Genomic DNA, 21,964 nt, shown 5'->3' with positions numbered 1-21,964 from the left:
GACCTCGAAAGGACGTCGTACACCCCGTTTTGCGAACCGACGATGAACCTGAACATCGAATCGGAGCGCGCCGCTAGCTGCGGATCAGCACTCCGACCGCTTGCACGTAGCGTTCGACCACATCGACTTCGACGTCGCGCCATTCGGCCGCTTTGTGTCGCAGGATGGCCAGCTTCAGCGATTCGACGGCTTCGTTCAAATCGTTCGGCAGCGATGGCAATCCGATGAACGGTTGGACCGGAGCGGCCGGCGCCTCGGTCTCCTTTTCATTTTCATCCGGACGAATGCCTGCTTCGCCGTCCTGATTCTGTCCGGCCAGCGTTTGAAGTTCTTCTTCGTCGCCGAAGTCGGGGCCTTCGTAGGTCGGGCCGGATTCGACACCGCCGCTGTCGTTGTCGTACTCGCGGCTCTTGCCGTCGCCTTGGGCGGGCAACGTGACGTCTTCGTCGGTGTCCACTTCCACGATTTGGCTTTCCGTCGGACGTTTGCTGTCGACGGCTCCTTCGGCTTGCCAGCGTTTTTCACGCATCACCGAAATGCTCCACTTTTCGTTCGCGGCGCCCTCGAGCCACATCGCGGCGTCCTCCCAGTCCAGGGCGGCCAGGAAATGGCTCCAGTACAACCCCTGGTAGCTCTGGTACGAATCATGGAACCGTTCATAGACGCGGCGCAGCCGGCCGACGTGGGGCGCGGTCACACCACCGACGCGTCGGGACCAAGCGTCATCGGAGTATTGGGTCGCGTCGACGCCCGACTGGATCAGTTCGTTGCGCCATTGGCTGATGATCCGGCCCTTTTCCCAGTTCGTGGTGCTGATCAACTGGTTCCATTGCCCGACGAACGGCTCGGCCAATTCACTCGCCCGCTGCAGGTCTTCATCGCTGACGCCCGCCGCATCCGGATCGGTTTGCCCAGGATCCGTCTGCCCCTCCCAGGCCGCCTTGGCGGCATCCAAATCGGCGTCGTTGATCGCCTCCTCCGGTGCAGCGTCCGGTGTTTCGCTCGGGGGGGCGGCGGCAGCGTCGGTTGCCTCCGCAGATTCTTCGATCGTGTCGGTAACTTGTGATTCCGTTTCGTTGGCGGAAGAGAGTTCGTCCTGAGGCATCAGCGTCCGAGTGGTAAAAATGTCGTGTGGAGATGATTTCGTGACCCAGTCACAGCGGTCGCACACGCTAACGAAAGAAGTTGCCGGTGGAAAACGGTTCCGCACTCCAGAACGCGCGAGTCGACGATTTTCGGATCCACACGCGCCGCTTGGGTAAAGTTTGACATGTGGAAAGACTGTCGGGGAGTTCGCGTTCGGTTTGGCGTTTCCGGGCCGATGTGGTTATCCTGTCCGCCCCTCCATACCACCTCGCCCACCGTCCGAAATGAAACACCCGTCCGCTCTTGCCGCAGTGATCGCTGCGGTCGCTTGCTGCGTCACGCCGACTTCGATTCGCGCTGATACCCCTGCGACCAAAACGCCCGTAACCGAAACGCCGGCGATCCATCCGGACCAGGAAGCGTTTTTCGAATCCAAGATTCGCCCCCTGCTGATCCAACATTGCTACGAATGCCATTCACGCTCCGCCGGCGAATCCTCCGGCGAATTGTTCGTCGATGACGCGGCGTCACTGCGCAGCGGCGGCACGTCCGGCCCGGCATTGGTACCGGGCGACCCCGAAGCCAGTTTGATGATCCGCGCCGTCCGCTATGACGACGCGGATTACGAAATGCCGCCGACCGGAAAGCTGGATGACGCGGAGATCAAACTGTTGGAGGACTGGGTGCGGATGGGGGCACCCGACCCCCGGCAGTCCAGCTCGCCCCAGCCGAAAAAGATGTCGCCGATGGAGATCGATCCGCGATCGCATTGGGCGTTCAATCCCCCGCAACGTTTTCGCGACTCGGTTTCGCCGGCTCCCGAGGACCGTGACTTGATTGATGCGATCGCCGGGCGGGCTGCCGATCAGGCGGGCGTGTCACGATCGCCCCGCTGTGACGACGAAACCTTGATTCGGCGGCTTTACCATGACTTGACCGGATTGCCACCGAACATCGACCAGATCTCCGCGTTTGCGTCTTCGACCCAGGTCGACAAAGTGGAGCGGCTGGTCGATCGCTTGCTCGCTTCGGCGGAGTACGCCGAGCGGTTTGCCAGGCACTGGATGGACGTCGCACGCTACGCCGACACGATCGGATACGCGCTGGCCGGCAAAGAACGCCGCCTGGAGGGCAGCGAGCGGTATCGCGATTGGTTGATTCGGGCCTTCGCGAGGGACGTTCCGTTTGACCAGATGGTCCGATTGCAATTGGCCGCCGATCGGATCGATCCGAACAACGAACACGGTGACTTGGACGCGATGGGGTTCCTGACCGTCGGCCGCCGGTTTCTCAATCGCTATGACACTATCGACGACCGGATCGATGTCATCACCCGCGGATTGATGGGGATGACGGTCGCTTGCGCACGATGCCATGATCACAAGTTCGACCCGATCCCGACGAAAGACTATTACTCTTTGTTGGGGATCCTGCAAAGCAGTGAGACGCCCGAAGACGGCGCCAGCCCGCTAGCGTTGGTGGATAAACCCAAACCCGCCGACAGCCACGTGTTCTTGCGTGGCCAACCCGGCAACCGCGGTGAAACGGCACCGCGCCAGTACCTGACCGCGCTGCGAAAACCCGATGAACCCCGGTTCAATGACGGCAGCGGTCGACGTGAACTGGCCGACCGGCTTGCGTCGCCGGAAAACCCGCTGGTCGCGCGTGTACTGGTCAATCGGATCTGGTTGCATCTGATCGGGCGGCCATTCGTCGATTCGACCAGCGACTTTGGAGTTCGCACCGAGGCGCCGCCGTTGGTCGACGTGCTGGACGAATTGGCCGCGGAATTTTCCGAGCACTGGAGCGTCAAACGACTGGTCCGACGAATCGTGACCTCGCGGATCTACGCCCAATCGGCACAGCCTGCTGACGACCGTTCGTTGCAAGCGGATCCGGAAAACAGATTGGCGGCCCGGGGCAATCGTCGCCGACGTGATTTCGAATCGTTGCGTGATTCGGTCCTGGCGGTGTGCGGCCAGTTGGATCGAACCGTCGGCGGACCGCCGGTGGAGATCCATTTGGCATCGCCCAGCCCCAGACGCACGTTGTACGCGATGATCGACCGACAAAACCTGCCGGCGCTGTTTCGCACCTTTGACGTCGCCAGCCCCGACGCGCACACGCCGAAACGGTTCTTTACCACCGTGCCGCAGCAAGCGTTGTTCTTGATGAACCACCCTCAAATTGGCGTGTTCGCCCGCTCCGTCGCCCGGCAGATCAGACACGGCCGACAAGGCCTCGACGGACAGGTCGATCAGATGTTCGTTCGCCTGCTTTCGCGGTCTCCCACGCCGATCGAGCGCGACACCTGCATCGCGTTCCTACAGGAACCGGCCGGCGAGCGACCGCAACAATTTGATCCGCGATCGGCATGGCAATACGGAACGACGCCCGTGGACACCGAAAGCCGTGTGACCGAGTTCCGCCCGTTGCCGGTTTTCAGCGGATCGTCGTGGCAGGATCAAGAGAAACTGCCCGCGTCATCGGAGTACGGTTACGCTTCGATCGGTGAGGAGAACGGGCATCCGGGTCCCAAACACGCCGTCGTCCGGCGCTGGACGGCACCGGCGGGTGGACGCGTGTCGATCAGCGGCATGGTCGGCCATCGCAATGACAAAGGCGATGGCGTCCAGCTGGCGATTTGGGTGGGCGACAAACGGATCTGGCGCGAAGACCAAAAGAGTAACAATCGACCGTTCCGTCATCTCAGTGCCGACGTCACTGCGGGAGAAACCGTCGATTTCGTGGTTTCTCCGCGCGATTCCGATAGCTTTGATTCGTTTTTCCTGCGCTGTCAGATCTCGCTGCGAAGCGACGGCGGCGAGTACTTCGAAGGCGATTCGAAGCGCGATTTTTCTGGGCCCTTGGAACAAGTCAATCAAGAACCGTTGGGGCGTTTGGCGCAACTTGCTCAGACGCTGTTGTTGTCCAACGAATTCATGTTCGTCGACTAAAACACTTCGGGTGCGAGCATGCGGTTGGTAGCGGAAGCCGCGGAGGCTTTCGGTTTTTCCGGCGCCTTGCTCCCTATGCCAGCCCGACGCGTAACGGCCTGTCGATTTAGTGAGCCGACGGCGCTAGCCGCGGGCCTAGCGGTGCCAGCATCGCCCTTCGAGGCCCGTGGCTAGCGCCATCGGCTCACTCTTGTTTCGGTTGCGATTAAATCGACAGCCCGGTAAGCGAGGGGCAATGTTCGGCCCCTCGCTAACGCGTCGGGCCGGCATGATTACATCGCGTTTGGAAACTTGGTGAAATCGACAAGCCGTTGCTGAGTTCCGCTACGAGGATTCCTGGCGGGCGGAAACGCTACCGCAAAGTCGCTCCGTCGTCTTCGGCGGCGACGCGGACGTCGTCTTCGGATTCTGCCGTGGCGTCGGTGGGCGCGGCCTGTCCGTCGATCGCCGCGATCCATTGCTTGGGATCGCTGCCGTAGTCCTTGCCGATGACGCCTTTCAAGCTTTTCATCGCCAGATCGATGGTCGCCGGATCACGGTCCTCCAGCGCCAGCCGCAGGGATTCGACGGGAATCGTTCCTTTGTGATTCCCCAGTGCCGCGATCGCCGAGTTCTTCACATCCAATTCGGGGGTCGTTCCCAGGGTGGAAGCGAGCAACTGGGCGGCTTCCGGTTCACGTCGCTTGCCGAGTGAACGACAGGCTTCCATCTGGACTTTCAAACTTTCGTCATCCAGTCCGCGTTCGATCATTTCGATGGCACCGGGTGTTTTTAATTCGGCAGCCGCCAAAATCGACAATCGCCGCATTTCGGGGCTGGGATCGTTTCCCAGGATGCGATCCAGGTGGGGCGCCCACTTCGCCTGTTCTTTGGCACTCATGTCGCCGATCTGCCCGGCCAACGATGCCAGCTCTTCACGTCGCTGGTGATCGGTGACCCCCAATTCGCGGTCGCGTTTCCATTCCCGCATCGAATAGTAGGGGTTGATGCGTTTCAGGCCATACAGCGGTCCGTCGTGACACCCGCACGCCAGCACGCAGAAGACTGCGGCGATGCCGCCACAGGTGAGGTTGCGTAAGCGATGATGTTGCGTCATGTCAGTCTGCAGGGTTGGTGAGAGGGCATGCCGTTTCCGACACCGGGACCTTCAACAGGAACGCCCGGTGATGGTCAGGCCATCGTTGCGGCCGGCGTCGTACGGCGCGGCGGATCATCGAACCTTGGGACTTATCAAAGTCAAGGCGGGCTCGCCAAGACCACTTCCGAATTCACTCGGCCAGCGCGCCCACCAATTCGTCCGGCCGCTGTCGGATCATGCGAAAGGGCAGCAATGCCGTATCGACCAGAAACTTGGCTCCGGAATGCAAATTGGTCAGGATGCCACTGGAAAGCACGTGGTCGGATTTTCCGCAGCGTTCCAATGCGGCGTCTTCGAAGTACAGCCGCCGCCGCGCATAGGTGGTCACCGATTCGAGTTCGTTGTGGGTGCTGATTCCAGCCGCGGTCATCCAGCGAACTTCAGCCGGTGTGGAACCAGGGCGTGAAACTTCGGCCGACGCCGACAATCCCGAGAGCTCGATCTGTGACATCGGTTTGTCCAATCGAACAAGTCCGCGGGCGTTGTCGGCGGCATCGGGGCGGTTGCCGGTCGAGGCGGACGTGTCGGGCACGCTGTCGGCGTGCGACCGCTCCGTGGCCGATGGCTGGCTGACGTCATCGACCTGGACCGGGGAAAGTCGCAACGGATCGCCGGCTTCCTGGCCCACCAGGCTGGAGCCGACGGCCAACGTGACGATCAGTGCGAGCGTCTGCGATTTCATGGCGAAACGTGGATAGCGAGGCGATTCGGCAGCGGATTTTCGACGGCGACGTGTTGAAAACGCGAACTTGCGGACCGTGACGATCTGCCACGCTCGCATGGATGACAGGCGGAAAGCCCATGCCTTCGGTTTTTCGACTACGGTCGCCAGCGCCGGCTATTAAAATCGGTTCCTCGGGAAGATTTTCGCGTGATTAACAAGCTGGGGGCGTGCCCCATCGGGCGCGAGCGTGATTGTGGTCTGTCTGGTGTACCGAGATTGTCTGATTTGCGCAGTGTAAAGGGCTGTTCGTGACCCCCTTCAACGACTCGCCGACATCCCTGGATCGTTCCTCACGTCCGTCGCTGGCTGCTGCGCAGGGTCAGGCGATGACGGTGTGTGCCGACGACTGGGTCGGTAGGCGGTTGGGCCGCCAAAGGGTGGGGGCGCGGATTTGGGGGCGAATCGCCGCATGCCTTGAGGGCTTGTTCTCGACGCGGCAGCGGCAACAGCATGATGCCAGGGCGACGCGTAAGCGAGGGGCGCCGTACGAACCCTCGCTTACGCGTCGGGCTGTCATGGAGACCTTGGACTCGGAAAACTCGGTCCGCAAACAAGCCCGCGCTAACGGGCACAACCGATTCGTGCCACGACTGACCCTGCTGGAGCCACGGATCGTCCTGAACGCGACGGCGGAACTTTCGGCGGCCAGCGGGCTGTTGATTTTTGGCGACATCGCGAATGACGAAGTCCATCTCCAGACCGTTGGGGCCGGCGATGAGATCCAGCTGACCGACGGCAACGGGACGGTGATTCCGATCAGCGGCCACACCGGTGGTGCGACGGGGGATCCGAGCGATCCGCTTTCCGTGACTGAGATTGCGGGCGGTCAGGTCACGATTGATCTGGGCGGCGGTGACGATTTGCTGCGAATTGAATTGCCAGACGGAATCAACTTGGACGTGATCGAAGGGGACGGCAATGATCGTGTCATGTTGGAGTTCCAACCGGTCACGTCGCCTTCACCGGCAACCGAACTCGACATCGCTGCCGAAACGATCGAATTGTCACCGAGCGGGACGTCGATTCAATTTGCCGACCGTGACGTGAACCTGACCGGCGGCGTGCGGATCGGATCCGCCCTTCCGAGCGGACTGACGCAGGTCGATGTCGGTTCGGGGGCCTTCAACGTTGATGGAACGGTCACCCTGGACGGCAGCGTGCGTGTGATCGGCGGATCGGGCGATGTGGATTGGCGGGACGCGATCATCAGCGCGTCGTCCGACAACAACAGTTTGTTCTTTGATTTTGATTCGGGTGCCGACGCTTTGATTCGCATCGGGCAATTGGATGCCTCCGACGGCAGCCGAGTCGAAGACGTGCGTGTTGCCAGTGCGACCGAAGTCGATCTTGCGGGGGACGTTGAGATCCAAGGCACGTTGTCGATTCACGCGATGGATGCAACCGTGTTGCAGGGTGACGTTTCGGCCGGGACCATCAACCTTCATTCGGGCCAAATCACAGCGACGGGCGAGGTCGTTGCTGATGCCGGACCCTTGGTGATGGTGGCGACGGATCAACTGTCGATCGCCGGCAAGCTGGAAACCTCGGCCGCCGGCGCTGACGGCAGCGTCAGTGTGAACGCGCCAAACTTGTTCCTCAGCGACGCGTCGATCGCATCGGGCGGCGGCAACGTGCTATTGAACGGAGATGCTCGTCTTGTCGGTGAGGTGGTGATTCAGACCGGTGCGGGGGCGATGGTCGCCGGCGACGTGACTTGGTTCGGACCGATCGTCTCGGATGCATCCATGGCGGCGGGGCGACTGACGATCGATGCAACCGGAGCTTCTGACGGCGGCTACGTCGACATTCGGGGCAACGTCGGCGGAGCATCACCAGGCAGCGCCGCGGACTTGGCCGCGCTGGTCGTCGCGGCGGATGAGTTGGATGTGCGCGACATCTCCGTCGATGGCGGCGATGTGGTGCTGTCCGCCGATCAGCTGCGACTGTTCGGCGCGACGATTCGTTCAGTCGAAGCGTCGCCCACGATCGGCGGCAACATTCAACTGACCGGCGACGTTGTTTTTCAGCGAACGTTGTCGCAGCTGACTGCGGCCCAGGACTTGATGCTCGATGGCAATCATCGCACGCTCAGTCCCGACGATCAGGTAACGCTGTCGGCAGGCGACTCCCTCACGCTGCGGGGCACGTTTGCCGGTGGGGATCGATTGTCGATGGACGCTCAGGCTGCGATTCAATTGGACGCCGACTTGACCGATTGGCAGGACATCACGCTGGCTGCCGGCGGAGGAATTCAGGTCGTTGCCGCGGCGATGTCGATGCGGCAGATTCTGACGAACGGCTCGGTGACCTTTCAAAACGCGGTCGAGTTTGAAACGGACACGCTGCTGCGATCGGCCGACGTTCGATTCGATCAATTGATTTCGGTCCAGCCGGATCGCGTCGTCCAGCTTGATGCCATGACCATCGTTTCCCAGGGTCAGGTTGGGGTCGAAAAACACGGTGACGGTACATTGGTTGTCGTGAAAGACACCACGTCCGACACGGACCTCGTTGTCATCGGCGGGACCTTGCGTGTCGATGGCAGCATCAGCGGCGACGCACGTGTCAACGTCCAGCCCGACGGTGTGCTCTCCGGCAGCGGAACGATCTCGGGTGCCGTCACGATCAACGGTGGCACCTTGGCACCCGACCAGTTCGCGAGCGGCGCGGCAACCGGTCAGCCGCAATTCGGTTCGCTGATCCTCGATGGCGATGCCGTGTTTGCGGCCGACGTTGACGGGGCGACCGCGGGTGATGCGTACGACTCGGTCGGCGTCACCGGTCAGCCGATTGATCTGGGCGGCGCATTGTTGCGGTTGGACATTTCCACCGCCTTGCCCGGCGACACCGAATTACTGATCCTGCAGAACGATTCGTCGCAACCGGTGGTGGGGCGGTTCTACAGCGAGTTCGACGAGGACGGAAATCGCTTGGCGAACCCGCGTGAACTGTTCGATGGGGCACGCGTCTTTACCCAGTTCGGTCCCGGGGCGGACGCGGTGCCGGCTTTCATCACCTACTTCGGCGGCGACGGAAATGACGTCGCGATCGTAACCGCAGGCGATCACGTTCAGATGGTCGACAAGGTGACTCTGGTCAACCGAAACGGGGTCAACCTGGAAATCCGCAGTGGCGATTCGTTTGCCGATGCACAGATGTCCGACCCGACCGTCCGACCGATCGCCGGATTGAACGGCGGCAACTTAATCCTCGATGCCACCGTCGACCAATCACAGCTGTACATTGACGTCGACGGTTTCGTCGGAACCGGCGCGACGCCACTGCACTTTGATGCCGACATCGTGTTTGACACCTCCCAAGTGATGGGCGACGGTGCGGTTTGGATGATGGACAGTGATCGCAGCAGCAACGATTCACCCGAACAGTTTGACATCGTCTATCAAAGCACCGATCAGCTGCGTCTGACCGCCCGGCATGCTCCGTCCATCGCGCCCGACTACGACGTCACGTTGGTCGGCGTCTCCCAGATCGATTTACAGCTGCCGACAGCCGTTCTGTCGGCACAACTGACTGCCGGGGACGATCAACTGGCCGTCCATCCCGATGCGGATCCGTCGCAGACCCGATGGCAGCTGACCAGCGGTGGTCGTACCGGCGAATTGAAGTTCGAAGCCCCCGCGGACAGCCTGTCGATCGATGGCGGCGGCGGGGACGACCGGTTGCAGTTTTCGGGATTCAGCCAGGATTTTCGTGCCGTGCCCCTGGTGGTCGGCGGTTCGGGAGACGACCAACTGATCTGGGACGCCGAGGTCCAGCTCGGTTCGCCCGGCGTCGTCCGGGGACTGCTGCTGGAGGCCGAATCGGTGACGATCGATGGTGATCTGACACTCATCGGCGGCGGCGATGTTGAAATCGTTGCCGATGATCAGCTGATCATCCGTTCGATCGTCGACGCATCCGACGGACACGTGGTGATCGATTCGGATGCCCCGATCAGCGATTTGTCACTCGCAGAACTCCGCAGCGTCGCGACTGATGACGCCGTGTCCTTGCACGGAGGTGACTATCAACTCGGTCGGATCTCGGCTCCCGTGGGCACCGTCGTCCTCGGTCGCAGCGATGGACTTGGACAGATCGGATCGGTGACGCAGACGTCGGGTTCCAAGATCGACGCGGCGCGAGTCGCCGCGGTCTCCAGCGGTAATCTGGACATGGGATCGATCACCAACGCCATCGGTGAAGTGGATTTGTCGGCGGCCCAGGCGGTCGTCGTTCGCGATGGGGTGGGCGACTTGCGTGTGTTCGTTTCTGCAGGTGACTCGATCGACGTTCAAGTCGCTGGGGATCTGATTTTGGGGTCGGCGGTAACCACCGGCGGGCCGGTGACGTTGGTCGCCGCAGGAAACGTCGTCGCCGATCCCGGGCAAGGGAGTGTCAACGTCGCCGGCGATGCGGTGATGATCGTAGCCGGAGGAGCATATCCAGGACAATCAAACATGCCCGGCTCCGTCGCCTCGATCGGTTCGGTCGCCGTTCCCATTAACGTCGTGGCGCGACAATCCTTTTCCGCTACCACGTCTGGGACCGGGGGATCAATCTTTATCGTCAGCGACGACTCCTCGGGAACCCCATCCGCCACCGGAGCACTTCCGATTGGATTGGTGGATGCCGGCGACGGACGTATCCAGATCGACGCGGTCACGATCGACGATGCGGATGCCGATGACGGAATCGATTTGGTCGGCCGTGAGATTCAATTGGGCTCGCGATTCGGCATCGGCGCGGCCGACACGCTGAAGGTGACCGGTGTGTCGGATTTGCAGGCGGTCACGGACCAGGGAACGATTCGATTGGACATCCTCGCCGACCGCACCGTCACTTTGTCGCATGTTTTCAGCGGCGGCGGGAGTGACAGTGAGATCTTGATCCGGCACGCCGGCGATGATCGGATAAGTATCGGACAAGTCGTCAATCAAGGCGGCGAGGTCAGCGTGTTGACCGAGACCGCGTCGATCGATGTCTTGTCGCAAGCCGCCGGCGCCGCGCTGTCGGCCGGCGGGACCGGTGACATCCTGTTGCAGAACTTCGGTGGGCAATCCGACATCACGGTCCGCGGCGGTATCGCCAGTGAACAGGGCGACGTGACCATCGCCGCTCGCAGGAACATCGTGTTCACGCCATCGGGAAATTTGACATCGACCGATGGCAGCGTCCGCCTGACGGCCGGAAACGCCGCGAGCTTGCAAGGCAGCACCATTGCGCTGCAAGACGGTTCCTTGATCGATGCGGGCCGCGGCACGGCATTCTTGCAGGCCCCCGGAAACCTCTTCGTCTCGTCGATCCGGTCGGCGGCCGACGGGTTGGCGATCCAGATCGAATCCGCGTTCGGATCGCTCGCCGATGCCGGTGATCAACACGTCGACCTGATCGCAGAATCGGGGCGAGTGCAAATCGAGGTCGCCGGTGGCATCGGCGACGGCAACGCGATCGAAACCGAGATCAAAGAGCTGGTCGCGTCGGTTCAACAAACGGGCGTGTTGGAGATTGCCGAAGGGTCAGGCATCGAGTTGGTCGACGTGCGGACCAGCGACGGACGCATCGAGATCGTTGCGGTGGGGGACATCGTGGCGCATCAAGTACGTTCCGAAAACGCCAGCGGCCTGGATGGCAACGAGCACCGTGATGTGCGACTGGTCACAACGGCCGCCGACAGCGACATCTTGGTCCGGTCCATCGTGGGGGCGACCCACGGCGGCTCGCTGCAACAAGACAACGTGACCGACGTCCATCTCGTTGCCAGCGATGACGTGCTGTCCTTCGGCGTTGACTCGTTGGTGATCGCCGACGATTTGAGCGTCACCAGCGGCAACGGGACCGGCGACGGGAGTGATGCGATTCGGTTGGTCACCAACGTCAATGAGTTGACGTTTCGTGTTTCCGGCACCGCACGTGGTGACGCACAGATCCAAGAACTCGATTCGATCCGGTTGGCGTCGTCGGATCGAAACGATGACCGCGAAGTCATCTCGACGACCAACGGGGAAATCCGAATTCACGCGGGCGATTCGATTCGGGTGACCGACTCAATGTCCGTTGCGGACCTGGACTCACTGCAAGGAGACGAAGAGATTATCGCGGGCGGTGCGAATGGTCGAATTCGGTTGCAAGCCGAGCGGCTGATTCACTTGGGCGACCTGGTGCAGATCGATGCTGGTCAAAGCAGCGCCGGAGCGGTGATGATCGATGCGCCGGAGATCGTGCTGGGGCGAGACTTTCAAATCGAAACCGGCGGCGGCGTCGGTGTGGCGAGGATCTTTGCCACACGACCGCGGGACGGACTCGGCGATACCGCGTTCTACGATGCGACGACGGTCACGACGAATCGATTGGAACAGGCGGCGGTCAACGATGCGACCGGCGTATTGACGGTGAAAATCGGTAACGAAGGCGAACGTGGGCTTACAATCAACATCGACTGGGGCGCGGCAACCCAACGATTCCAGCAGATCGATTTGTTGAGCGGTGATGCGCCCCCGTTGCAAGTGGAGCATCTGTATTTGGAGCCGGACATTTTGGAATCACGGCTGAACGGTCGAACCTCAGCAACCGACCCGCTGCAGGTGCGGTTTTCGGTGCGGCATCATGAGTCCATTCTGGTGACCGGTCAGTCGATCCAACAAGCCGACAGCGATGTTCAAGTGGTCGAGGGCGAATTGATTTCGTCGACCGACAACCCGCTGACCGCAGTGAATCCGCAAACGCCGATCCTGGAAAACGGCACGGCGCAATTCATTATCCCCTCGTTGTCGATCCCGGTCGCCTTCTTTCCGGTGAGAGATGTGATTCCGGTCATCGAGCAAGCCCCAGTCGTCGTCAGCGCCGAACAAACCTTCGTCGTCTTAGGTGGCACAATGGAAACCACCGAAGTCATCGCGTCGACCACGATCGTCCGCGAGGAGTACTTTCAGCTTCGCGTCCGTTCGCCTGATCCACAGGCCGCCGATCTGGTGCCGCCGACGCGTTTGCCGGACGACATCATCAGTGGCGATCAGCTAAAAAAGTTGTTTGAATCGCTGCCCGATGGCCGCTACGAGATTCAATATGTGCTGGGCGACGGAAACGTGCGTTCGATTTTGAGCGTGGATCTCCGCAACGGAAAACCGATCCTGCCCGGCGATGCCCCCGACGGAGGCGCTTTACGACTCGTGCCGGTCGATCCCGACGCCGATCTGGAAGACCTGGAAGACCTGGACGTACAACAGGATCAAGATGCCGAGCAACCGACCGAGTCCCGTCCGGATCCGAACCAATCCTCCAGCTGGGTTCCCTCTCGAACGCGAACGGATCACGCCGATCGCGTTGATGTTCCGCCCCCGTCAGACATCAATCGGCATGACCGATTTTCCGTGGCAGGTCGTTTCCGAGCTCGTCTGCAACCGTCCGGCGCGCCGACTAGCTCGTTGACCGAACGGGGGGCCATCCAGTGACCGACCACTTCGAGAACGACGACGAAAACGAACCGGATGAGGAAAACGGCCCCGAGGATACTCGGCCGGATTCCGATCACGGCGGCGGTCCAGACCCCAACGAAGAGACCGTCCAGTGGTCCGAGTCGCCGGGTCAATCGACGGTGGATATTCCCCCGACCCCTGGTCAGTCCACACGCATCTTTGCCGGCGGACAACGCGGTCGATCGGCCGACAGCGATGCGACGACCGACACTCTCGATGCCGAATCGATTCATGCGACGCGAGTGGACAACCATGACTCCGGCAGCGATTCACGCCCCATCGACGCCACAATTGATGCGATCGATGTCACCGTGCCGATGGACGCGCCGGACATCCGGCTGCCACCCGATGAGCGTGATGACCAGGACACGCTGGATCCTGCGGACGCCCCCGACCCGGCACCTCCCTCGGTGATGCAAAGCCGAGACATTTCTCAGACGATCAATCCGCGCGAACTGAGCAAAGAGGACGCGGCGTTTTGGGGATCCGCGGCGATCGATGCCAGTAAGGCGAATCGTTCGCAGCCGACAAAGCTTCGTCCGGCGGTAGAGAGGTCGATCCACGAATCGAAGCTGCACATCCGCGAGCGCGACCTTGCGATTCCGACCCGCGACCCTGACGCGCCATCGGACTACCGTCTGATTCGATTGCTCGGACGCGGCGGGATGGGCAACGTTTATGTCGCCCGCCAATCGTCACTGGATCGGATGATCGCCGTCAAAGTCATCAAGCCGCTCCCCAAAGACAAACGACAATCGTTGCGCCAGTCTGGCCGTTTGGAAGCGGTTGAACGGGAGCGACGACAACAGTTTCTCTCCGAAGCGGTTGTCACGGGCGACCTGGATCACCCCAACATCGTCCCCATCCACGACATCGCCGTGGCGGCCGACAACACGTTGTTTTACGCCATGAAACGCGTGGTCGGAAAACCGTGGCTGAAGACGATCCACGAGAAAACACGCGACGAGAATCTGGAGATCCTGCTGAAGGTCTGCGACGCCATCGCGTTTGCGCACACCCGCGGTGTGATTCATCGCGACATCAAACCCGAAAACATCATGCTGGGGGATTTCGGCGAAGTCCTGGTGATGGATTGGGGACTCGCGATCGCCCAACCGGAATTCGAAAAGAAGCAGACGATCACTTTCTCGGCCGGCCTTGGCGGGACACCCGCTTTCATGTCCCCCGAAATGGCCCTCGGCCCGGTCGACGCGATCGGCCCGCACAGCGACATCTATCTGTTGGGCGCGACGTTGTATTACATCGTCACCGGTCACGCGCCGCACCAGGCGGAAAACGTCACCCAGTGCATTCGCAAGGTCGCGGTGAACGAAATCCAAGAGGTGTCGCCACAGCACCGCGGCGAACTGATGGACATCGCCCTTCGTGCGATGGCGACCGAACCGAAGGATCGCTATCCATCGGTCCAGGAATTCCAACAAGCTATCCGTTCTTACCGATCACACTCCGAAAGCATCGCCATCTCCACCGCGGCCGAAAGGGAGCATCAGCGTGCGGTCGAGACATCTCGCTACGAGTCCTTTTCACGTTCTGCCCACGGTTTCGAACAGGCGCTTGAACTTTGGGACGGCAATCAAGCCGCTGCCGAGGGACTTGCCCGTTGTCGCATCGATCATGCGACGGCGGCCTATGACAACGGCGACTATGACTTGGGGTTGTCGCTGCTCGATGCGAGCAACTCCGATCACTTGGATTTGATCGAAAAACTGAACGAAGGCCTGCGGCAACGCGAGCTTCGTTCGGTTCGATTGCATTTGTTCCGACGTCTGGTCGCCGCCAGCGTGCTGTTCATTCTGGTCGGCGGCAGCATCGCTCTGTACGTGATCAACGACAAACGCAATGAAGCCAACGAGCAACGCGAAATCGCCGAGACCGCATTGAAGGTTGCGAAAGAGCAAACGCAGATCGCGAAGGCACAGCGGGACCGAGCAATCGCATCGGAAGAGTTGGCTGCCGACCGGTTGACCGAAGTTGAAAAGAAGAAGGCCGAGGTCGAACGGCAGAAAGGAATCGCCGAAGAAAACGAGCGGCTGGCAATCAAGGCTCGCGCTGATGCGGAAACCAATGAGCAAAAGGCGAAGGACCAAAAGAAGATTGCGGACCAAAACGCCGCCGATGCACTCCGCCAGCAGCAGCGGGCCGAAACGAGCGAACAGGCCGCGCTGGTATCGCTTCAGCGGGCACGCTACGAATCCTATCTGTCGCAGATCGGGTTGGCGAAAGCACGCATCGATGGGAACGAATTCGACGACGCACGCTTGATCTTGAAAGCGATTCGCCAGGCTGCCCCGGACGATCCGCCGACTTGGGAGTGGCGTTATCTGTGGCAACTGGCCAACCAATCGCGCGATGAAGTTCGCTTTGGCGCCGGTGTCGTCGATTTGGCGGTCACCTCCAACCGTCGATCCGCCGTCGTGGTCTGCAACGACGCCTCGGTGCATCGGTCGAATTTAGACCCTGGCTACGGGCCGACCTGGATCCGCAAGGACTTGGACGCCACCTGCACCGACATCGCCGATGACGAACGTTGGATCGCCGTCGGAACCAAATCGGGCGCCGTCCTGGTCATCAATCCGCTGACCGGGCAAACCCTTCGACGGCTGGACGGACACGATGCAACAGTGACGGATGTAACGTTTCTTCCCGACGGACGGCTGGTAACCGCATCCTCGGATCGAACGATCTCGCTGTGGGATTTGAACCGACCGCAACGCTTGGCCCAGGGATGGCATCTCGCTCCGGTCGTTGCCTTGGCGGCCCATCAATCCAACGCCGGCGATCCGCCGACGATCGTCGCCGCAGTCAGCGACGGAAAAATCAGCCGCGTGGTCGCGTGGCGTATCGAAACGGATCGCTTCGGTCGGATCGGAGAGTTTTCCGAGCATCCCTTCCCGGTCGCCTCTTTGGCCCTGTCGGCCGACGGTCAACTGGCCGCTTCCGGCGACACCCGCGGGAATGTTTACTTATGGCGACCGCAACAATTGCGTCCGACAGATTTCGACGCCGCGATCAAAAAGGCAATCACATCGATCGGCGATGCGTCGGATTCACCGTCACAGTCCAACGAAGTCCGAAATGAGTCGGATGCCTTCGTCGCAAACTGGACGGCCCATCCCGATGCCGTCGGAGTGATTCGATTTGATGACGCCGATGAAACATTGTTGACCGGGTCCGACGACTACACGATCCGGGCCTGGAACCTTGCCGATCAATCGCTGCGATACACGCTCCGCGGCCACGGCGGCTGGGTGCGCGGACTGGACATCACGTTGGACGAAAGCGGGGGCGGGGCCATCGTGTCCGGATCGGTCGACCAGACGGTCCGGTTGTGGGATCGTCCGGCACGCGAGTCGCTTGCGCAGGAACAAGACGAATCTGCCGACGGTACAGCGAAGTACGAGACACGATTGCACCAAGATGAAATCCTCGCCGCGCGGCTGGATCCTTCCGGATCACGTTTGATTTCGGCCAGTCGCGATCACACCGCCAGAATCCTTGGGGTCGATCGCACGACGATGACGTTTCGTGAGATCTCGCGGTTCAACATCAAAGAACGGCTACCGGGGGAACTCAACGAAGGCACCGAGTTCTTGGCGATGTCGGCGCGGCTGGATACAGCGGGAAAGCGTTTATTTGTCGGTAGCGCCGATGCGACGATCCGGATTTGGGACGTCGGATCCGGCACCCAACTCGGTTCACTGGCGGGCACGGGAATCAACAATGCCTTCGCGCTCTCGCGTGACGGCCGACGATTGCTGTCCGGTTCCAGTCGCCCCGATGCCAAAGCGTTGTTGTGGGACGTGGATCCATCGAGCGGCGTTCCAAAGATCCTGCACCGTTTGCCTGCCGGGGAGCAGGCCGTCACCGCGTTTGCGATCTCGGCCACCGGCGAAATTGCCATCACGGGGGATCGCGGCGGCCGCTTGATCGTTTGGGACACGACGACGGGACAACCACTCGGCCAACCGGTCGATCTTTTGCGCGGGCACCGGATCAACGAATTGGCGATTTCTCCCGACGATTCGTCACTTTGGGTGGCCAGTGACAACGGTCAACTGGTGGAGATCGATCTTTCGTCGCGGCAACCGCGTCGTCGGCTCGATCACGACGGATTCGTGACCTCGGTTTCCTTATCGCCTCGTGGTGATCAGGCCGTCACGCTCTCCGCCCAGACGACTCGCGATCGTTTCGTGACGACGGCGACCTGGTGGGATTTAGCGACCGAGCAGAGCCGCCGGCTGGATCAAGTGCAAGCGGAACTCGACGAGAACGGACAAACCTCCGGCGACCATCCCCACCTGACCTCGGCCCGATTCGGCGACCGGGGCAGCGACGTGGTGATCTGCCGCCAGGCGGGCGGTGGACGGGGCGGGCGGGTGACGATGGTCGATCTGGCCGGCGAGCAAACCAAGTCCTTCGACCTGCCGGCCGCGATCGGCGCCCCCGAGTCGGGACTGCTGTCGGGAGACGATCACTTGATCACGCTCAACGGCGAAGCGGCGTTTCGTTGGTCGATCCGCGCGATGGAGCATCAAAAGAGTTATCGCCCCCACGCGTCGGTCGTCGATGCCTGCTTCACCCCCGACGGCAAGTTCGCCGCGACGGCCAGCCGAAGCGTGCGGTTGTGGAAGACCGACACCGGCGCCGCGATCGACAAACTGGAAAACCCACACCCCGGTGCGATCACGGGGATGGACATTGCCAGCCGCATGGACGAGCGCGGCTATCGGATCATTACTTCGGGTGCCGGCGCGGAGGCACGGCTGTGGCGATGGAAGGATCCGGAAACCGGGTTCGATTTGGAGCGTGTGTTTGGAATCGAGGGAACGGAGGTCGCGCACGTCCGGTTCGCTCCCGACGGAGAAACGTTGCTGTTGGCCGGGGCGGATGGATCGATCCGCGCTCAGCCTCTCGATGGTGCCGCCGCGACGTTCGGGTGGCGATTGCCCGCCGGGCTCGCTCCGACTTGCATCGCTTGTTCGAACGACGGTCGCTACATCGCCGTCGGCGCTTCGGACAAAACCGCCTGGTTGATCGATATGTCTGCCGGGGAGAGTGTCAAACCGCGTGTGATGCGAGGGCATGCCGATCGCATCGAATCGATCAGTGTCGTCAGCGATGGTTCCAGCCCGATCCGTGTGCTGACAGCATCCCGCGACAAATCGGCGCGCGTCTGGGATCCCCGGCTGTCGGTTCAACAGGATGATTTGTCGGCGGCATCGGACGTGATTTTCGGTCGCGAAGTCCTGGCCCTGCGGCGTCACACCCAGGGCGTCACCGCGATCGATCGCAGCGCCGACGGAAACCTCGTCATCACCGCCGCCCGCGACGGCAACGTGTTGCTGTGGCCGGCCCCCGACGCCCGGCCGATCGACAATGACGCCCAACCGTAGCCGAACTCGCCAAGAGTTTCGCTGAATGAGTCGCCGCAAGCCTTTGTGGCTTGGGGAGTCGATCGATGTTTCGAAATTGACGCGGTCATGCCAGCCCGACGCGTGAGCGAGGGGCGCCGTGAGACCCTCGCTCACGCGTCGGGCTGGCATAGGGATCTTGGACTCGGACATTACAAGACGTCTGGGCAGCTTACGCTTTGGCGCCGCATCCCCGTGTCAGTGCCCACCCCGGTCATGCTACAACATGGGCATGAATCACCAAGAAACCGCCGCCAAACACACCGCCGTTGATCCCGACCTGGATCGAGATTCGCTAGCCACCGAGTATTTTTCGTTGCTTCCCTACGACCCCTATCCGGTCCAAGAGGAAGCGATGCTGGCCTACTTTGCCGGCGACCCGGGGCTCGGGGACCAGGGCGTGTTGATCTGCGCGCCGACCGGAACTGGCAAAACGATGATCGCCGAAGCCGCGGTCTACGAAGCTCTGCGGACCGGGCGGCGGATGTACTACACCACCCCGCTGATCGCCCTGACCGATCAAAAACTAGACGAATTGCGCGAAAGCGCGGTCCGCTGGGGTTTTCCGGCCGATAGCGTCGGACTGGTCACGGGCAACCGACGTGTCAACGGCGACGCCCCCGTGCTGGTCGTCGTCGCCGAAATCCTGCTGAACCGACTGCTCAACCCCGAAGCCTTCGACTTTTCCGACGTCACCTCGGTCGTCATGGACGAGTTCCATTCCTTCAACGATCCCGAACGCGGCATCGTTTGGGAATTGACGTTGGCCTTGCTGCCGCCCCACATCCGCACGATGTTGCTGAGCGCGACCGTCGGCAACTCGCTGGAATTCACCTCCTGGCTTTCACGTGCCCACAACCGTCGGCTGCAACTGGTCAGCGGCGATGAACGCAAGGTGCCGCTGCAATACGAGTGGATCGGCGATGAGATCTTGAATGACTTTGCCGAGAAAATCGCAGCCGGTGACGATGAACTCCGCCGCACCCCCTCGCTGGTGTTTTGCTTTTCTCGATCGCAGTGCTGGACGGTTGCGGAGATGCTCAAGGGGAAAAGTCTGATCGACAAGGATCGGCAAGCCGAATTAGCCGACTACCTGAACGCGGCCGACATGGCCGCCGGAGCCGGACCGAAACTGAAACAGATTCTGATGCGCGGCGTCGGCGTACACCATGCCGGTGTCATGCCCCGCTATCGCCGCATGGTCGAAGAACTGTTCCAACGCAAACTGTTGGCGATGTGTGTCTGTACCGAAACGTTGGCCGCGGGAATCAATTTGCCGGCGCGAAGCGTCGTGCTTCCGAGCTTGTTGAAGGGGCCCAAAGACAAACGCAAGCTGGTCGACACGGCGTCGGCACAACAGATCTTCGGCCGTGCCGGGCGACCGCAGTACGACGACCGTGGCTTTGTCTACGCGCTCGCCCACGAAGACGACGTCAAACTGAACAAATGGCGTGAAAAGTACGATTCGATCCCCGAGGACACCAAGGATCCGGGACTGCTGAAGGCCAAGAAACAGCTCAAGAAGAAGATGCCTAAGCGGCGTTCCGGCGAAACGTACTGGACCGAGCAGCAATTCCTTCAGTTGCAAGAAGCCGCTTCGGCGGACCTTTCCAGCCGCGGACAACTCCCCTGGAGATTGCTCGCCTACATGCTGGGGAAAGACGCCAGCGTCGCTCCACTGCGGGAACTGGTTTCCAAGCGATTGCTGACGCCAAAGAAGATCGAAGAGGGGCAGCGCGAGCTGAACCGCATGTTGATCACCATGTGGCAGGCGAACTATCTGTCGCTGGATCCTAAACCGACGCCGGCGGCCGATCCTGGAAAAACAAAAACGGATTCGGGGAAAAAGACCGAAGCAAGCCAAGCCGAACCGCCGCCCGCGACCGGTGGACTGTTCGGCGAGATCCTTGATCAGATGCGTGAGGATGAACCGGCGGCGCAGCCCGACGCGGTCGAGCAACCGGAGTCCGATGAAGAGGACCAGCCGCGGATCAAACAGTACGACTTGGACGCCTATCGCCCGCTGACCGCCACGCCCACACCGCGGTTGGAGCGTCTGGTGCATCTGCGCAGCATCAACCCGCTGTTCGGTGTCTACATGGCCGACTTGTTGGCGACCGCGGATCCCGAGGAACGGATCGCCGCATTCGAAAGTGTGTTGGAAGTGCCCGGAACGGTGGCACGATTCACCCGCATGCCGCGGATCGAAGACATGCCACCGGGAACGTTGGCGACGACACGGTTGGACCCGCAGCTATTGAAACTGGGGTTGGCGACCCCGGAAGAGCTCGGCGCCCAAGGTGGAGAAGATGACGAGGAAGTCAAGGATCGAGGCTTCGGTCGCGTGATGTTCGAAGAACCTCGCGTCTGGCCGCTGACGATCGGCGAGAAGATTCATCGCTTGTTCCAAAACGATTATCCGACCGTGCAGGGCGTGCGTGTCCGGCCGGTCTGGATCGTCGGCGAGTTGCTCAACTATGACGGGGACTTCAACAAGTATGTCACCACCAAAAAGTTGCAAAAGGAAGAAGGCATCTTACTGCGTCATTGCCTGCGGATGATCCTGTTTCTTGACGAAATGGCCAACGTCCCGCCGGAGAACACGACGGTCGAAACCTGGGAGGACACGCTCGACGATCTGGCCGACATCCTGACCGAAAGCTGCCGCAATGCCGATCCACAGACGACCGAAGAAGTTCTGTCTCACAACGAAAACCTGGAAGACACCCTGATCAGCAGCGGACGACGTCAGAATTGAAGAGGCGGAGATGCGGAGAAGGATGGCAGAATAATACGGGGCAGAATGATGGGGGCAAAACGATGGGGGCGAAACGATGGGGGCGAAACGATGGGGGCAAAACGATGGGGGCAAAACGATGGGGGCAAAACGATGGGGGCAAAACGATGGGGGAGGCGCGTTGGATAACGTAGCTACCTTCGCCAGAAGGTGGTTCTGCTGTTCTCCGCACACCGGCGAGTGAGTGGACGCCAACGCGGGACATCCCGTTGGGCGGTCGCCAATCGTCCTTCTTCCTCGGAGATCGACTGGCGGAGCTTGGTAAGAAGATTTCGGGGGTAAGAAAATGACGGTGTGCGTTCTCCCCTCGCCTTTCACAATCTTCTTACCTCCAAAATCTTCCTACCTCTCCGCCCAG

7 protein-coding genes are annotated in these 21,964 nt (G+C 61.1%); 4 read left to right on the top strand and 3 right to left on the bottom strand.

The genetic code is table 11. From position 1 onward, the window contains the following. Positions 1-73: 73 nt before the first annotated feature. The gene (locus Mal15_RS19000; RefSeq protein WP_147869216.1) at positions 74-1,105 is read right to left on the bottom strand and encodes a hypothetical protein; all 1,032 of its coding nucleotides are present in this window, start codon (positions 1,103-1,105) and stop codon (positions 74-76) included. Positions 1,106-1,370: 265 nt separating this feature from the next. On the opposite strand from Mal15_RS19000, the gene Mal15_RS18995 reads away from it, so the two are divergent. After that, positions 1,371-4,043 carry a PSD1 and planctomycete cytochrome C domain-containing protein gene (locus Mal15_RS18995; protein ID WP_147869215.1) on the top strand — a complete coding sequence of 891 codons (2,673 nt, stop codon included), beginning with the start codon at positions 1,371-1,373 and terminating at the stop codon, positions 4,041-4,043. A gap of 352 nt (positions 4,044-4,395) precedes the next feature. On the opposite strand, the gene Mal15_RS18990 is transcribed toward Mal15_RS18995, so the two are convergent. After that, positions 4,396-5,139 carry a HEAT repeat domain-containing protein gene (locus tag Mal15_RS18990; protein WP_233902883.1) on the bottom strand — a complete coding sequence of 248 codons (744 nt, stop codon included), beginning with the start codon at positions 5,137-5,139 and terminating at the stop codon, positions 4,396-4,398. 172 nt (positions 5,140-5,311) lie between these two features. Then, on the bottom strand, positions 5,312-5,863 hold the full coding sequence (locus Mal15_RS18985; protein ID WP_147869214.1) for a hypothetical protein: 552 nt from the start codon (positions 5,861-5,863) through the stop codon (positions 5,312-5,314). A gap of 557 nt (positions 5,864-6,420) precedes the next feature. Between Mal15_RS18985 and Mal15_RS18980 the strand changes: the two genes are divergently transcribed. From Mal15_RS18980 to Mal15_RS18970, 3 genes are all read left to right on the top strand, one after another. Next, positions 6,421-13,353: a hypothetical protein gene (locus Mal15_RS18980; protein WP_147869213.1), complete on the top strand. Its 6,933-nt coding sequence runs from the start codon at positions 6,421-6,423 to the stop codon at positions 13,351-13,353. Next, complete coding sequence (locus Mal15_RS18975; RefSeq protein ID WP_147869212.1) at positions 13,350-18,791, top strand: protein kinase domain-containing protein; 5,442 nt, start codon at positions 13,350-13,352, stop codon at positions 18,789-18,791. Before Mal15_RS18980 ends, Mal15_RS18975 begins: the two co-directional genes overlap by 4 nt. Positions 18,792-19,041: 250 nt before the next feature. Further along, complete coding sequence (locus Mal15_RS18970) at positions 19,042-21,567, top strand: DEAD/DEAH box helicase (RefSeq protein WP_233902882.1); 2,526 nt, start codon at positions 19,042-19,044, stop codon at positions 21,565-21,567. Positions 21,568-21,964 lie beyond the last annotated feature (397 nt).

This window comes from Stieleria maiorica (assembly GCF_008035925.1).
GTDB lineage: Bacteria > Planctomycetota > Planctomycetia > Pirellulales > Pirellulaceae > Stieleria > Stieleria maiorica.
This window is presented reverse-complemented; position numbering and strand designations above follow the sequence as displayed.

Excerpts from the sequence above, each read along its gene's own strand:
- Mal15_RS18990 (WP_233902883.1), bottom strand. The coding sequence starts at position 5,139 with ATGACGCAACATCATCGCTTACGCAACCTCACCTGTGGCGGCATCGCC.
- Mal15_RS18970 (WP_233902882.1), top strand. The coding sequence starts at position 19,042 with ATGAATCACCAAGAAACCGCCGCCAAACACACCGCCGTTGATCCCGAC.
- Mal15_RS18995 (WP_147869215.1), top strand. The coding sequence starts at position 1,371 with ATGAAACACCCGTCCGCTCTTGCCGCAGTGATCGCTGCGGTCGCTTGC.
- Mal15_RS18980 (WP_147869213.1), top strand. The coding sequence starts at position 6,421 with ATGGAGACCTTGGACTCGGAAAACTCGGTCCGCAAACAAGCCCGCGCT.
- Mal15_RS18985 (WP_147869214.1), bottom strand. The coding sequence starts at position 5,863 with ATGAAATCGCAGACGCTCGCACTGATCGTCACGTTGGCCGTCGGCTCC.
- Mal15_RS19000 (WP_147869216.1), bottom strand. The coding sequence starts at position 1,105 with ATGCCTCAGGACGAACTCTCTTCCGCCAACGAAACGGAATCACAAGTT.